At 18.7% G+C, this 17141-nt stretch carries 15 protein-coding genes and 1 tRNA gene; 4 read left to right on the top strand and 12 right to left on the bottom strand.

Annotated elements, in window-relative coordinates; all coding sequences use genetic code 11:
- Positions 1 to 191: 191 nt before the first annotated feature.
- Positions 192 to 1004, bottom strand: a complete 813-nt coding sequence (gene murI, locus GJT95_RS01755) for a glutamate racemase (RefSeq protein WP_169786052.1) — start codon at positions 1002 to 1004, stop codon at positions 192 to 194.
- 127 nt (positions 1005 to 1131) lie between these two features.
- On the opposite strand from murI, the gene GJT95_RS01760 reads away from it, so the two are divergent.
- Positions 1132 to 2295, top strand: coding sequence for a cysteine desulfurase family protein (locus GJT95_RS01760; protein ID WP_169786053.1), 1164 nt, complete (start codon positions 1132 to 1134; stop codon positions 2293 to 2295).
- A gap of 39 nt (positions 2296 to 2334) precedes the next feature.
- On the opposite strand, the gene pykF is transcribed toward GJT95_RS01760, so the two are convergent.
- From pykF to murJ, 8 genes are all read right to left on the bottom strand, one after another.
- Positions 2335 to 3744: a pyruvate kinase PykF gene (gene pykF, locus GJT95_RS01765; RefSeq protein ID WP_169786054.1), complete on the bottom strand. Its 1410-nt coding sequence runs from the start codon at positions 3742 to 3744 to the stop codon at positions 2335 to 2337.
- A gap of 91 nt (positions 3745 to 3835) precedes the next feature.
- Entirely contained in the window at positions 3836 to 4261 is a 426-nt protein-coding gene (locus GJT95_RS01770) for a SufE family protein (protein ID WP_169786055.1), read from the bottom strand.
- Positions 4262 to 4267: 6 nt separating this feature from the next.
- Positions 4268 to 5500, bottom strand: coding sequence for a SufS family cysteine desulfurase (locus tag GJT95_RS01775; RefSeq protein WP_169786056.1), 1233 nt, complete (start codon positions 5498 to 5500; stop codon positions 4268 to 4270).
- The gene (locus GJT95_RS01780; protein WP_169786057.1) at positions 5490 to 6791 is read right to left on the bottom strand and encodes a SufD family Fe-S cluster assembly protein; all 1302 of its coding nucleotides are present in this window, start codon (positions 6789 to 6791) and stop codon (positions 5490 to 5492) included. Before GJT95_RS01780 ends, GJT95_RS01775 begins: the two co-directional genes overlap by 11 nt.
- The gene (sufC, locus tag GJT95_RS01785; RefSeq protein WP_169786058.1) at positions 6763 to 7506 is read right to left on the bottom strand and encodes a Fe-S cluster assembly ATPase SufC; all 744 of its coding nucleotides are present in this window, start codon (positions 7504 to 7506) and stop codon (positions 6763 to 6765) included. The genes GJT95_RS01780 and sufC overlap by 29 nt, the downstream gene beginning before the upstream one ends.
- 36 nt (positions 7507 to 7542) lie before the next feature.
- Positions 7543 to 8976, bottom strand: a complete 1434-nt coding sequence (gene sufB, locus GJT95_RS01790) for a Fe-S cluster assembly protein SufB (protein WP_169786059.1) — start codon at positions 8974 to 8976, stop codon at positions 7543 to 7545.
- 18 nt (positions 8977 to 8994) lie between these two features.
- A complete protein-coding gene (locus GJT95_RS01795; protein ID WP_169786060.1) occupies positions 8995 to 9369 on the bottom strand; it encodes an iron-sulfur cluster assembly accessory protein in 375 nt (124 codons plus the stop codon).
- 174 nt (positions 9370 to 9543) lie between these two features.
- Positions 9544 to 11091 (bottom strand): murein biosynthesis integral membrane protein MurJ, encoded by a 1548-nt coding sequence (murJ, locus tag GJT95_RS01800; protein ID WP_169786061.1) that lies wholly within the window; start codon positions 11089 to 11091, stop codon positions 9544 to 9546.
- 174 nt (positions 11092 to 11265) lie between these two features.
- Between murJ and ribA the strand changes: the two genes are divergently transcribed.
- On the top strand, positions 11266 to 11862 hold the full coding sequence (gene ribA, locus GJT95_RS01805; RefSeq protein WP_169786062.1) for a GTP cyclohydrolase II: 597 nt from the start codon (positions 11266 to 11268) through the stop codon (positions 11860 to 11862).
- Positions 11863 to 11869: 7 nt separating this feature from the next.
- On the opposite strand, the gene sbcB is transcribed toward ribA, so the two are convergent.
- On the bottom strand, positions 11870 to 13282 hold the full coding sequence (sbcB, locus tag GJT95_RS01810) for an exodeoxyribonuclease I (protein ID WP_169786063.1): 1413 nt from the start codon (positions 13280 to 13282) through the stop codon (positions 11870 to 11872).
- A gap of 55 nt (positions 13283 to 13337) precedes the next feature.
- Here sbcB and GJT95_RS01815 point away from each other — a divergent pair.
- Positions 13338 to 13422: transfer RNA gene (locus tag GJT95_RS01815), tRNA-Ser, on the top strand.
- A 44-nt stretch (positions 13423 to 13466) separates the two neighbouring features.
- Positions 13467 to 14042: a DedA family protein gene (locus tag GJT95_RS01820; protein WP_169786064.1), complete on the top strand. Its 576-nt coding sequence runs from the start codon at positions 13467 to 13469 to the stop codon at positions 14040 to 14042.
- Between the two features lie 16 nt (positions 14043 to 14058).
- Here the strand turns inward: GJT95_RS01820 and GJT95_RS01825 are convergent, their stop codons facing one another.
- Both GJT95_RS01825 and nuoM read right to left on the bottom strand, forming a co-directional pair.
- Positions 14059 to 15528, bottom strand: a complete 1470-nt coding sequence (locus tag GJT95_RS01825) for an NADH-quinone oxidoreductase subunit N (RefSeq protein WP_169786065.1) — start codon at positions 15526 to 15528, stop codon at positions 14059 to 14061.
- Between the two features lie 51 nt (positions 15529 to 15579).
- The gene (nuoM, locus tag GJT95_RS01830; RefSeq protein ID WP_169786066.1) at positions 15580 to 17097 is read right to left on the bottom strand and encodes an NADH-quinone oxidoreductase subunit M; all 1518 of its coding nucleotides are present in this window, start codon (positions 17095 to 17097) and stop codon (positions 15580 to 15582) included.
- Positions 17098 to 17141 lie beyond the last annotated feature (44 nt).

Genomic DNA, 17141 nt, shown 5'->3' on the forward strand with positions numbered 1-17141 from the left:
TATAAACAATTTAACAAAATAAATTCATAAATTTTATTTAAAATAAACTTATAAATTTAATACTCTCTTTAAAGAGAGTGTCCTCAAAAGTTTTTTATAAATTTTTAAAGAACTATAAAATTAGTAATAATCATATTACATCTATTAAATAAATAGTCAAGTATTTTATTTTAATTTTTATAAAAGATATTTTATGTTCTAAATTTTTTAAACATATGAAAATTTATTTTCAAAAAAATATTCTTTATTTTGTTTATATTTTTATCTATTTTTGTAAAATAAACAATATTTTTTTTTGTATTTGATAAATTTTTATTATATTTAATTAGTTGTTTAAATTTATAAATAATATATTTTTTAGCATCCAAAAATTTTATATTTTTAGGAAAAATAATTTTTAATTCATTTTTAATTAATGGGAAATGAGTACAACCTAATATGATAGTATCAGGAAATATTTTTAATTTATACCAAGAGAAAAAAATTTTTTTTATCTCATTTAATATAATTTTATCTCCTAATAACTTTTGTTCTGCTAAAAAAACTAATTTAGGAGATGATATAATTTTTATTATATATTTTCCTTTTAATAAATGTATTTTATTTTGTATTTTATAATTTTGTAGTGTAGTATTTGTAGCTAAAAAACCAATTATTTTATTTTTTGTTTTTGTAATAGCTAAATCAATAACAGGAGTTACACCAATAATAGGAAAACTAAAGTATTTTTTTAATTCAGGTAAACTTGTAATGCTAGCTGTATTACATGCTATAATTACTAATGTAATATCATGATGTAATGAAATTTTTTGTAAAATTTTAATTAAACGTTGTAAAATAAAATTTTTTGATTTATTCCCATATGGAAAATATTTATTATCTAATAAATAAATAAAATTTATATTCAAAAAAATATTTTTAATATAATTATATATTGTAATTCCACCTAATCCAGAATCAAAAATAAAAACAGTAGTTTGTGATGTTAAAAATTCTTTTTTCATAAAAAAACCTAATTAATTATATTTTATATATTAAAATATTTAATTTTTAATTTACACAATATATAATATTTATTTTAACAAAAATTTTTTTTAAAAAATATTCAAATTAAATTTATATTATAAAATTATGAAAAAATTAATTTATTTAGACTATGCTTCTACAACACCAGTTGATAAACAAGTATTAAAAGATATGAAAAATTATTTTACTATAAAAGGAATATTTGGCAATCCTTCTTCTTATTTACATTCATTTGGAATAAATGCAAAAAATGCTATTGAAAATGCTAGAGTAAATATATCCGATATTATCGGGAGTAAAAAAGAAGAAATAATTTTTACTTCTAGTGCAACAGAATCTATTAACTTAGCAATTAAAGGAATTGCATTTAATTATATAAATTATAAAAATAAAAATATTATTACAAGTTTAATAGAACATAAAGCTGTATTAGAAACTTGTAATTTTGTAAAAAAATTAGGTATAAAAATCATATATATTAAAAACTCTTGTATAGGAAAAATTAATTTAAATATATTAAAAAAAAAAATCACAAATAAAACTATATTAGTATCTATAATGCATATTAATAATGAAATAGGTACCATTAATGATATAAATCAAATTGGTTGTATTTGTAAAAAAAAAAATATATTTTTTCATGTAGATGCTACACAAAGTGTAGGTAAATATTTATTTAATTTAAAAAATATGAATATTGATTTATTATCATTTTCAGCTCATAAATTTTATGGACCTAAAGGTGTAGGTGTTTTATACATAAAAGATAATAAAAAAAAAATAAATTTGTTACCATTAATACATGGTGGTGAACAAGAAAACGGTCTAAGATCAGGAACCTTAGCTGTACACCAGATAATTGGTATGTCTACAGCATTAAGAATTGCTAATTCTATAATGGAAAAAGAAAAAAAAAGAATAACATTGTTAAAACAAAAATTATGGAATGGAATAAAAAATATTTCAGGTGTATATTTAAATGGTAGTTTTAAAAATAGTTCTCCCTATATAATAAATATAGGTTTTAAAAATATTTTTAATAAAATACTTATATTAGAAATGAAAAATATTGCAATATCTACTTCTTCTGCATGTAATTCAAATAAATATTATTTATCTTATGTATTAAAATCTTTAGGATTAAATCCTAAATTAATCCAAAGTTCTATTCGCATTTCTTTTGGTAAATTTACAACTGAAAAAGAAATAGATTATACAGTTAAAAAATTAAATCTTATTGTAAAAAAAATTAAAAAAAATTATTTGTAAATATAAATTATAACTATAATTTTTTTATTTTTAAAAATTTTAAATAATATGTACAGAAGTTGTATTTGTAGTCCCACTAGGTACTAAAGCACCAGAAACCATTACAATAACATCTCCTTTTGTTGCATATTTACTAAATAATGCTACTTTTTTACCTATTATATAAAAATCATCTGTAGATGATATTTTATTAACTAATTTAGGTATTATTCCTTTACTTAAAATTAAATGTTTTACTGTTTTTTTATTTGTAGTTAAAGCTAAAATTATTGATCTAGGAAAATATTTTCTAATAGCTTTAGCTGATTTACCTAATTGAGTAGCTACAATTATTAAAGGAGCTTTTAATTTTTCTGCTATTTCAACTGCACTACGACATACAGCATCTGTAATACTCATGTCATCATTACGATAATAATTAATTCTATTATCCATAGTAATATCTGTTCTTTCACAAATTGTAGACATAATAGATACAGATTCTAATGGATATTCTCCTTTAGCACTTTCTCCAGACAACATTACAGCATCAGTTCCATCTAAAATAGCATTAGCTACATCACCTGCTTCTGCTCTAGTTGGTCTAGGATTTTTAATCATAGAATCTAACATCTGTGTTGCTGTTATAACTATTTTACCTAAAAAATTACATTTTTTTATAATCATTTTTTGAGCAAAAATTACATTTTCTACAGGAATTTCTACTCCTAAATCCCCTCTTGCAACCATTATTCCATCAGATACATTTAATATTTCATTAAAATTATTTAATCCTTCTTGATTTTCAATTTTAGCTATAATTTGAATATTACTACCGTTATGTTTTTTTAAAAATTTTCTTATTTCTAAAATATCTTGTTTTTTACGAATAAAAGAAGCTGCAATATAATCTATTTTATTTTGACATGCAAAAATTAAATCATGTTTATCCTTTTCAGATAAAGAAGGCAGATTAATAGATATACCAGGTAAATTAATACTTTTATTTTCTGATAATTTTCCATTATTTAATATTTTACAAATAATATCGTTATCAATTATTTTCATTACTTCCATAGCGATTAAACCATCATCTATTAATATTTTATTTCCAATTTTTAAATCTTGAATTAAATAAGGATATGTGATTGCAACACATTTATTATTACCAATAATTGTTTGGTTTGTTGTTAATGTAAAAATTTTTCCAGATTGTAAATCTACATCTTTTCCTTTATATAACTTCATAGTACGTATTTCAGGACCTTTTGTATCTAATAAAATTGCTGCATGTATTCCTGTTTCCTTAATCACATTTTTTAAGGTATTTATTCTTCTTTGATGATTATCATGATTACCATGTGAAAAATTTAATCTAGCAACATTCATGCCTAATTTTAAAAATTGAGTTAAAATATATTTAGATTCTGAACTAGGCCCTATAGTGCATACTATTTTTGTTTTTTTCATAAAATTTATATTTCCTGAATATATTTAATTAAAAACTATAAATTTTAATAAAATTTATTATATTTTTTTTATCAAATAATCTTATTTAAATTTATTTATGAATTAATTTTTTTAATTTGTTTCTAATAGTTTTTATAATAATATCTATTCCTTCTAATCTAGAAGTTGTTAAATATTTATCAAAAGATAAATTTTTGAAATAAGTTTTAATATTAAAATTAATAATTTCGTTATAATTTTTTTTATTATAAAAAATAAAAATCATTGTTAATAGTCCTCTAATAATAGAAGAATCACTATCACCTTTAAATTTTATATTATTATTTAAATCAATTTCTATTAAAATCCAAACTCTACTTTGACATCCTGGAACAAAGTTTTTTAAAGAATGTTTTTTTTTTGATAAGATAGGAATTTGATTGCCTAATTCTATTAAATAAAGATATCTTTCTTCCCAATTACTACAATTTAAAAAATTATTTTCAATTTCATTTTGACTAGGTAAATTACATGACATATATTATTATCGATTTAATAAATTTTTTATATATATTAGTCTATCTATAAAATAATCAATATCACTTTTATTATTATAAATAGAAAAAGAAATTCTACACATAGATTCTACTTTATAAAATTTCATAACAGGAATAGAACAATGATGACCAGTACGTATAGCAATACCATATTGATCTAAAAAATTACCTATATCGTAGGAATGATAATTAACTAAATTAAATGCAATTATACCAATTCTATTAATATTAGAATATTTTTGTCCAAAAATTTTAATATTTGTAATAGAACTAAATTTTTTTAAAGCATATTCTGTTAAATATTGATTATGTTTAATAATATCATTTATATTAAATGACATAAACCATGATAAAGCCGCACCTAACCCTATTATGCCAGATATATTAGGAGAACCTGCTTCAAATTTCCAAGGTATTCTTTCCCAGATAGGATTATTTTGATATATATCTATAATCATTCCACCTCCTCCTTGCCATGGAGGAATAGATTTTAGTATTTTTTTTATACCATATAATACACCAATACCAGTAGGACCAAAAATTTTATGACCTGAAAATACAAAAAAATCACAATCTAATTCTTGAACATCAATTTTTTGAATTGAAATTGCTTGAGCACCGTCAATTAAAGTAATAATATTTTTTTTCTTAGCTAATTTTATTATAGTTCTAACTGGATTAATAGTTCCTAAAACATTAGAAATATATGTGATTGAAATTAAACGAGTGTTTTGATCAATTAATTCATTAATTTTATATAATTCTAAATTTCCATTTTTATTTAATGGTATAACACGAATATTAAATCCTATTTTTTGAGATAATATTTTCCACGGAATAATGTTGGAATGATGTTCCATTTCAGATATAATAATATTTTCATGTGATGAAATATTCTTTACACCCCAAGTATTAGCAATTAAATTAATACTTTCTGTAGTGCCTTTAGTAAAAATTATTTCTTCTGTATATTTTGCATTAATAAAACAAGCTATTTGGGTGCGTACTTGTTCCATTTTTTTTGTTGCATTTATACTTAAACTATAAATACTTCTATTTACTGAAGAATATTCATTTTTATAAAAATTATTTAACGAAGAAATTACTTTTTTTGGTTTATGTACAGTAGCTGCATTATCCAAATAAACAAGTTTATTTCCATTTATTTTTTTTGAAAAAATAGGAAATTGTTTCCTAATATTTTTTATATTAAAACTCATTTATAAAATTCTCTACTGATAAATAAAACGATATTTTTTGTAAAATTTCATTTTTTATAATAATATTATTAATTTCATTTAAAGAATCTAATATAAAAGATATAAGTAAAATATTATATGCCTTTTTAAAACTTATACCTCTAGTTTTTAGAAAAAAAATTTGATTATAATCTATTTTACCTGTAAAAACACTATGTGTACATTTTACATTATCATTTAAGATATCTAAACCAGGTTGAATATTTATTCTAGATAACTTATTTAATAATAAACTACTATAATTTAGTTGTCCATTAGTTTTTATAGCGTGTTTATTAATTTTTAATAATCCTATTAAATTTATTAATGATTGATCTAGAGCAATTGCTTTATGTAATTGTACACTACAAGAATTTTTTTTATTATGTTCTAAATGATTATTTACATTTATTATATTAGAATTTTTGGAAAATAATAGACTGTTATATATTAATTTTGTTTTTTCTCCTAAAAATTGAAAATTATTATTTTGATGAATATATTGATTTGACATTAATACATCATATTTTTTATAAAAAACATTGTTATATAAAAGAAATTCATTACTAATAGAACAAAAATTATTATTATTTTTATTATTATAATTAGTAATAAAAGTATAATGTTCTAATTTAGAATTATCATTTATAATAAAAGTATTATAAATATTATTAATATATGATTTATCTGTATTTATATGATGTTCTATTATAGTAGAAAAAGTATTTTTTATATAAATAAAATTTCTATAATTAAATATAGCAATTTCATTTTTTTTATTTTTATCATTAAAATATACTATATATAATGGTTTTTTACCCTTAATATTTTTTATATGATTAATATTAATTATTATATTTTCTTTAGTAAAAGATTCAGATAAATAATGATAAATATCTTTTTTTAAAAAATTACTATTATGAATATCATTATATGAGTTAATATGGATTTTATAATATTTATTATCTATATTACTAATAATTTTATCAATTTTACCATTAATAAAAAATAATATAATTGCATCTATTGGAAATAATAGTTTAAATAATTTATTATTATTAATAGGTAATGATTTCGAGTTAATTAATAAATTATTATTTAAATATTTAAATAATAATTTTTGATTATCATATAATAATTCTTTTTTTAAAAAATTTTTTAATTTATATAAATCCATTTTTGATTTATTAGAATAAAAATATTTTTTATTTAATTTATAAAGATTTTTTAATTTTTTATAGATATTATCTTTCATTAATATACCCATATCCATATTGATCTAAATCAGAAAGAATGCTCATATTTCCTGATTTTATAATATTTTTATTATATAATATATGGATATAATCAGGATTAATATAATCAAGAATACGACGATAATGTGTAATAATTAAAAATGATCTATTTTTATTTTTCATAAAATTAATTATTTTAGATACTAACTTTAAAGCATCTATATCTAATCCAGAATCAATTTCATCTAAAATACAAAAATTTGGTTCTAATACAAACATTTGTAATATATCATTAATTTTTTTTTCTCCTCCAGAAAATCCAACATTTACAAATCGTTGTAAAAAATCTTTTGTTTTCCCTAAAAATTTTATTTTTTCATTTATAATTTTATTATAAGTAAATCTATCCAATATATTATTATTCCTATATTTTTTTATTGCTTTTAAAGCATTATATAAAAATATATTATTAGTAACTCCAGGTATTTCTATAGGATACTGAAAAGAAACAAAAATACCTTCTCTTGCTCTAATTTCTGGTGTTAAATTTAATAATTTTTTTTTTTTAAAAAATATTTCTCCTTTAGTAACAATATATTCTTTTTTACCAGATATTACATATGATAAAGTACTTTTCCCAGATCCATTAGGTCCCATAATAGCATGAATTTCTCCTGAATTTATAGATAAATTAAATTCATTTAAAATAATTTTATTATTTATATTAACACGTAAATTTTTAATTTTTAACATAATTTTTTTAAATTATTATTTACTAAATATATTATTTTATCCTATACTATTATCTAAATGAATAGATAATAATTTTTGTGCCTCAACTGCAAATTCTAAAGGAAATTTTACAAAAATTTCTCTACAAAATCCATTAATAATAAGAGAAACAGCATCTTCCATATTTAATCCTCTTTGTAAACAAAAAAAAATTTGATCTTCTTCTATTTTAGAAGTGGAAGCTTCATGTTCAATTTGTGCAGTATTATTTAATATTTTTAAATTAGGATATGTATGTGTACTACATTTAGAACCAATTAAAATTGAATCACATTGAGTAAAATTACGAGAATATTCAGCATGTTTATTAATATAAACTAATCCACGATAAGTATTTTTACTTTTTTCTGTAGAAATACTTTTAGAAATAATTGTTGACTTTGTATTTTTACCTATATGAATCATTTTAGTACCAGTATCAGCTTGTTGATTGCCGTTAGTTAATGACACAGAAAAAAACTCTCCAACAGAATTATCTCCTTTTAAAATAACACTAGGATATTTCCAAGTAATAGCTGCTCCTGTTTCTGATTGTGTCCAAGACATTTTACTATTTTTTCCATAACATATTGCTCTTTTAGTTACGAAATTTAAGATACCTCCTTTATTTTTTTTAGTACCTGAAAACCAATTTTGTACAGTTGAATAATTTACTTGTGCATTTTTATGTAAAATTACCTCAACTACAGCAGCATGTAATTGAGAATTATTTCTAATTGGAGCAGAGCAACCTTCTATATAATTTAGATAACTGTTTTCATCTGCAATTAAAATAGTACGTTCAAATTGACCAATATTTTTTTGATTAATTCTAAAATAAGTAGATAAATCTATAGGACATTTTGTATTTTTTGGAATGTAAATAAATGTACCATCAGAAATTACAGCTGCATTTAATGATGCAAAAAAATTATCATCAGCAGGAACTACAAAACCTAAATATTTTTGAACTAATTTAGGATAATGTTTAATTGCATAATTTAATGAACAAAAAATAATTCCTTTATCTAAAAGTTTTTTTTGATTAGTTGTAATAACTGAAACTGAATCAAAAATAGCATCAATTGCTATATCTGAGTTATCTTTAATAGGAAGTTTTAATTTATGAAAAGTCTTTTTAACTTCAGATGTAAAATATTTGTTTTTATCACTATTTAATTTAGTAGATAAGGGAGCTGAATAATAAATATATTTTTGATAATTTAATTCTTTATAATTTCCATTTAACCAATGAGGTTCTATTTTTTTTATCCAAGAATTATATCCTTTTAATCTAAATTCTAACATCCATTTTGGTTCATTACGCATTTTAGAAATTTTATATATAATATCCATATTAATACCTGGAACAAATTTTTTATTTTTTAATTTAGTAAAAAATCCTTCTTTATATATATTTTTTTTTTTTAAATATTTAGAATTAATATTCATTTTATTTATTCTTTTTTTTTATTTAAAAGTAAAACTTTTTTTACATCCACAAAATTGTTTAATTTTACTATTATAAAATTGGAAAGATTGATGAAAATTATTTTTTGTAAAATTAATAATAGTACCATCTATAAAAATAAGATCTTTATTATTAATAAAAATACATATTGTATCTTTTTGAAATATAATTTCATTATTTAATAAATTATCTAATAATAAAATATTATATTTAAATCCAAAACAGCCAGATTTTTTTAAAAATAATTTTATTCCTTTACTATTATTTTTTTTAATTATTTTATTTATTTGTAAAAATGCTGTTTGTGTTATATATAAACCTTTATAATTATTTTTTGTACATGTTAAATGAATTAAATTTTTTTGTTTTCTCATAATAAAAACCTATAAATATTATTTATTTTAATTCTGAAAATTTAAATAAGTTTAATAAAATAAAAATATAAAAAATTTTTTTTAATAAAAAAATATTAATACTGAAACTAATATAAAAAATATATTTCATATAATATTTAAATTAAAATTTATAATTTATAATTATAAATATAATTATTTTATTATATTTTTTAAAGAAAATTCTTTTATACGAAAACCTAATAAAAATAATATAAAAATATATAACATAAAAATTATAGAACAAATACTTAATAAATAAATAATACGTATTTTAAAAGAAGATAAAATTAACCATTTTTCAGGAACTTGATTAGCAATCAATAATAAAATAATACTTAAAATTACTGTAACTATTAAAATTCGAAATAAAAAATATAACCAACCATGTTCTGGTTTATATAATTTTCTTTTAATTAATATTTTATATAATAAAATTACATTTAAAAAAGCAGCAATACATATTGATATAGGAAATCCTATATGATGTAGAAAAAAAATAAATATAGGACTCATAAATTGAGTAATAACTAAAATTAATATATTAATTTGAACAGGTGTTTTTACATCTTGTCTAGCATAAAATCCTATTGCTAAAACTTTAGCAATTATTAAAAATAATATTCCAATAGAATATATAATAATATTAACTTGAGTCATTAATACATCAAAATAAGTAAATGCTCCATATTGGAATAATGAAATTAATAATAATTTTGATAAAAATCCTAAAATTAATGAACTAGGTACTATTAATAAAAAACATAAACGCAAACCTATATCCATTAATTGATTATATTCATTTTCTTTGTTTTGAGTATAAGCATCAGTTAAAGCAGGTAATAATACAATTGTTAATGCAATACCAAACATACCAACAGGTAATTCCATAAGGCGATCAGAATAATAAATCCAAGTAATTGATCCTGTAATTAAAAAAGAAGAAAAGGCAGAATTAATTAATAAAGATATTTGTGTTGCTGCTACGCCAATAATTGCAGTACACATCTTTTTTAAGACTCTTAATACTCCTTTATCAAAATTTTTAAAACTTGGAAATATTAACATATTTATTTTTTTTAAATAAATTAATTGATAAAAAATTTGTGATAATCCACCAATTAATACAGCCCAAGCTAAAATTAATATTGATGGCTCCAAAAGATTAGGAAATATGATAATTAATAATATCATACTTACATTTAATAAAATAGGAGTTATGGCTGGTACAAAAAAATTTTTCCAAATATTTAAAATAGAACTTGCTAATGATGATAATGATATTAATAAAATATACGGGAAAGTCATTTTTAAAATTTTTGATGTAAGTTTTAATTTAAAATCTGTATTTACAAAACCTGGTGCAATTATAGAGATAATAAAGGAAGAAAATAATATACCTAATATTACTATTATAGAAAGTATAATAATTAATATACCTAATGTAGAAGCAATAAATTTTTTTGTTTTTTTATTACTTCTTTTATTTTTATATTCAGCTAATATAGGAGTAAAAGCTTGAGAAAAAGCTCCTTCTGCAAATATACGTCTTAATAAATTAGGTAATTTAAATGCTATAAAAAAAGAATCACTATAAATGCCAGCACCAAAAACTTTTGCAATAAGACTATCTCTAATAAAACCTAATAATCTAGAAAGCAATGTAATTATACTAACTGTCGTTAATGACTTTAATAAATTCATATAATTCCTAAAAATAATAGTTTATTATATAAATAAATTATTTTAATAAAAAATTCAATATAATAAATTATTTTCTTTTATAAAAATAATTTTTAAAATATTATTTTTTTATTAAAACATTAAATAAATATTTATTTTTTATAAATTTTAATTTTAAAAAAAAGGAAAATATTTATGAATATAAAAGAAATATCTAGAGCAAAATTACCTACAAAATGGGGTAAATTTATTATTATAGGTTTTGAAGAAATAAATACAGGTAATAATCATATTGCTTTAGTAAAAGGTTTAAAAAATATTAACAAAAATTTAACTATTTTAACAAGAATACATTCAGAATGTTTAACTGGAGATGCATTTTATAGTTTACGTTGTGATTGTGGTTTACAATTACAATTATCTTTAGATAGAATTGCTAAAGAAACTTGTGGTATATTAATATACCACAGACAAGAAGGAAGAAATATTGGAATCTTAAATAAGATTAAAGCTTATAATTTACAAGATAAAGGATTAGATACTGTAGAAGCTAATTATAAATTAGGATTTCATGCAGATGAAAGAAATTTTCTTTCTTGTATTAATATATTAAAAATTTTAGGTATTAAGAATATTAAATTATTAACAAATAATCCTTATAAAATTAAAATTTTAAAAAAATATGGAATAAATATTATTGACAGAATACCATTAATTGTAAATTACAATATTTATAATTTTAAATATTTAAACACTAAATATTTAAAATTAAAACATTTATTATTTTCATAATATTTTATTATATTATATAAAAATAATTTTTAACATATTTGAGTAATTTTTTTAAAGTTAGATTTTTTTTGTTACAAAAATTTTTTTTTAAAAGTTTTTTAATTTTACATATATACTTTTGAAGAAATTTTCGATTAAATATATTTTTTTGATATATATTCCATTTTTTTTGTTCTATCACATTTAATTTTATAGGAAAATTTCTTGCTTTATATTTAAATAATAAAATATTAGCTCTTTGATCTTTAAAAGATAATTTATTTAAAAAAATAAATTTTTTATTATGTACTTGTTTGAATTTTAATAAATCTTCATTAGAAAAAAAATTATTATATAATTGTTCATCAACATTATAAATATTAGTTTTAATATATTTTACAGTAAAATTAATTAGAGAATACTTTATAATATTTTTTATCTTTAAAAAATTTTTTTGTAATAAAATAAAATTATTTATGTAAAATAGATTATTAAATTTTAAACGATTAATATCAATTTGTTTTAAAAAATTAAATGGTAATAATAAAGGAACTTTATTTAAATTAATAAATTTTATATATGAAAAAATACATTTTTGATATAATTGATTATTTTTTTTTAAAATTTGTAAAAAATAATTTACATCTTTTATTAAATTAAAAGTAACTAATATATTTTTATTTTGTGGATGCCAAAATAATGGAGTTATACAATTTATATTATTATCTTTATTTTTGTAAAGATTACTAATATGAATTAAAATTTGAATTTTTGATAAATTTATGATTTTTAATAATTCTTCTTTATTTCTATTTTTAAAAAAATATTTATATAACAATGGTTGTTTATTTTTAATTAATTTTGTAATAGATATTGTAGTATATACATCAGATAATGCATCATGAATCTTATATGGTATCAGATTATTTAATTTTGCTATTTTTTCAAGATTAAAAATGGGTATATTATTAATTTTAGGCCAAAAAATTCCATTAGGTCTTAATATATAACATGCTATAACTAAACTAAGTATATCCCATCTACTATTATTATTTTTCCAAAACCAACTATATGGATCATAAAAATTTCGATAAAATAAAAATTTACTAAATTCATCATCGAAATAAAGGTTATTATATCCAACAATACAAGTATTTGGATATAGAAATATATTATTAATATAATTTGCAAATTTATTTTCTTGTAATCCTTTCAAATTTACCATATATGGGTTTATATTATGTACAATAATTGATTGAGGATCAGGTAAATAATCACTAGATAATTTACAATAAAGAACTATAGGTTTATTAATAATATTAAAATTAATATCAGTACGTATACAAGCAAACTGGGCAATTCTATCTTTTTTAGGATTTAAACCAAAGGTTTCATAATCATAAAATAAAAAATTAAATTTTAATCTTTTTTTCTTTAACATAGTATGTAATACTAATATATTGTTGATATTTTTACAATAATTATTAATTAATTATGGTGAGATGGCCGAGTGGTTGAAGGCGCATGCCTGGAAAGTATGTATATGGGAACATATCAGGGGTTCGAATCCCCTTCTCACCGAAATAAACTATATATATTAACTATTTTAAAATATGATATCAAATATGTTTGATATAAATTTAACAAAAATAATGTATAAATATGGTTATTTTATAATATTATTAAGTTCTTTAATTGAATGGGAAACATTTATTATTATTGCTGGCATGTTAGCTCATAAAAAAATTTTAAATTTAAATAATATTATAATTATTACTATAGTAGGTTCTATCTTAAGTAATCAAATACTATTTTTTATAGGTAAAAAATATAGTAAAAATTTTTTATCTTTTTTTAAAAATTATAATTTAAAAATTCAAAAATATCGTGTTTTATTTAAAAAATATCCTTATTTTTTTATTATTATTACAAGATTTATTTATGGATTTAGATTAATAAGTCCTATAACAATGGGTATTACTAAAATTTCTAGTATAAAATTTTTTTTCTTAAATATTATTGGAGCTTTTATTTGGACTATTTTTTTTACTATTTCTGGATATTTTTTTGGTGAAATTATATCTAAGTGGATAAAGGATACTACTAAAATTATTCAATACTTTTTATTTATTTTTTTATTATTAATAATAAGTCTTTTTTTATTTAAAATTATAAAAAAAAAGTTTAAATATTTTAAATAATTATTTTTTATAAAATTTAATTTAAAATAAACTTTATTAAAAATTCAGGATATAGTCCTAATATAATTGTTATTATTGCAAATAATAATAATAAATTTTTTATAAAAAAATAATAATTATTATTTTTTGTTTTAGTAAGATAAAATTTTTTATTTATTTTAGATGGTTTTAAATATAAACTAATAATTATATTTAAATAATAATATATTCCTATAGAACTTCCAAATATAATTATATATGTTAAATACCACATTTTCATTTTTATACTTAAAGCTATTAAATAAAATTTTGAGATAAATCCTATAGTAAGAGGAATACCAGCTAGAGATAATAACATTATAGTTAAAATAAAAGTTAAAATAGGATCATACCAAAATAAACCACGATAATAATATAATTTATCTATATTAATTTCATTAACATTGAAACTAGCAAAAATACTCATTACTCCTAAAATACCTAAATTATTTATCAAATATCCAATAACATATATTACCATAATTTCTAATGAAAAAATATACGTTTCGTATTTTTGATTATAAATTAATATTATAAACATATATCCCATATGAGCTATAGATGAATATGCTAATACACGTTTAATATTATTTTTAGTTGTAATGCCCATAATATTACCAAATAATATTGATAATATTGATAATAAAATTATTATTTGCAATATAAAAGATTGCATATAATGAATATATCTAAAATTAATTAAAAATTTAAATAAAAATATAAAAATTGATAATTTACTAAATGTAGATAAAAATAATGTAATAATAGTTGGTGATCCTTGATAAACATCTGGAGTCCATAAATGAAATGGAACTATTGATAGTTTAAATCCTAAACTTATGATTATTAATAATAAACCAATAATTGTTAAATAATTTATAGAAAAAAAACTATGAATTATATCATTATTTAATAAATTAATAAAATGTAAACTACCATTATCTAAATAAATAAAAGATATTCCTAATATTAGGAATGATGAAACTAACGTAGAAATTATTGTATATTTAATACTAGCTTCTAATGCATATTTTAATTTTAAGTTATAAAATATAAGACCAAAAATAGGTATAGATATTAGTTCAATACCGATTAACATTGAAATTAAATTGTTTGAATCTAATAATACTAAACTTCCTATAGTTGAAATTATAATCAATAAATAAAATTCATCTTTATTATATTTAATAACAGATAACCATTTATAAGCTAATAAACATATTAGCATATTATGAAATAATAATATAATTTTATAAAAAATAGAATATTTATCTTGTAAAAATAAATTATTTATAAAAAAATTATCATTTTGTATATAAAAAAGAGATATTATTGTAAATATAAATCCAATAATTGTAATACTTAAGCTTATAATATTATCACGTTTTATTATTATCTTAATTAATAAAAATATTAATGATATAATAATAATAGTTAAAGGTATTAATGGTATTAATGATTTAGTCATAAAATTTTCTATTTTATCTAAAAATTTATCAAAAATAATATATAAATTTAATTAATAATTAATCATTATAATTCTATTATATATACTATTAATAGTATTATTTGATATATTCAAAATAAATTGTGGATAAAAACCTAAAATTATTAATAAAATTAATAATATAAATAAAATAATTTTTTCTCTTAAAAACATATTTTTTTCTAAAATATTTATTCTAGTTTTAGAACCATAAAAAATTTTTTGTATCATATTTAATGCATAAATACTAGAAAATAATAAACTAAAAGTAGAAATACATGCACAAATAGGATTTTTATAAAAAACACCTAATAGAATTAAAAATTCTCCTATAAAATTTCCTGTTCCAGGAATGCCAATACTAGCTAAAGTAAAAAAAATAAATAAACCCGGTAATGTATTTATATGATTCCATATCCCTCCCATTAATTGAATATTACGTGTTTTTAATTTTTCATATATTTGTCCACAAAGAATAAATTGTGCAGAAGCGGAAATACCATGTGATATCATTTGTATAATTACACCTTGATAGGCTAATTTGTTAAAACTATAGATTCCTATTAAAATATATCCCATATGAGATATGGACGTATATGCTATAATTTTTTTTATATCTTTTTGTATATACGCCATCCATAAACCGTAAAAAATACCACATATTCCTAATAATATTGCAATAAATGAAAATTTTAAAGATGATATAGGAAATAATGGTAATGTAAATCTCAATAAACCATAAGCAGCTGTTTTTAATAAAATACCAGCTAAATCAACAGATCCTGCGGTTGGAGCTTGACTATGTGCATCAGGCAACCATCCATGAAATGGAATAATAGGCATTTTAACCGCAAATGCAATAAAAAAAGATAACATTAAAAAAAATTCTGTTTTTAAATTTAAATGATTATTTAATAAAGCATCATATTCAAAAGTTAATATGCCAGTAGATTTATAATAAGAAAAAACTAAAGTTAAAATTCCGCATAACATTAATAAACCACTAGATTGAGTATAAATAAAAAATTTAGTTGCTGCTTTAATACGACTATTTCCTTGAATATTTTTATGTCCCCACAAAGATATTAAAAAATACATAGGTAATAACATTATTTCCCAAAATAAAAAAAATAAAAACATATCTACAGATAAAAATACACCAATAACTCCACTTAAAATCCATAATAAATTTAAATGAAAAAAACCATGAAGTTTTTTTATTTCATTCCAAGAACATATTACAGCCATGATACCTAATAATCCAGTTAGATTTATCATTATTAATGATAATCCATCTATAGCTAAATGAAAATTTATTCCAAATCTTGAAATCCAATTTAATTGGAATTCTGATATCCATGTAGGATATATAAAAAATATATCATTTTTAAAAAAATACGTATATAAAATTAATTTAATAATTGATATTATAAAAATAAAACTAATAGAAATTAAAGATATCCAACGAGGAAATTTAGAATTTATTTTTTCACTTTGCCAACAAATTAAACCACTAAAAAAAGGGATTAATATAAACCAAGGTAATAACATAAAATTTCCTAATTATATTTGTTATTATTTAATATATAAAAATT

The organism is Enterobacteriaceae endosymbiont of Donacia crassipes, assembly GCF_012569785.1.
Classification (GTDB): domain Bacteria; phylum Pseudomonadota; class Gammaproteobacteria; order Enterobacterales; family Enterobacteriaceae.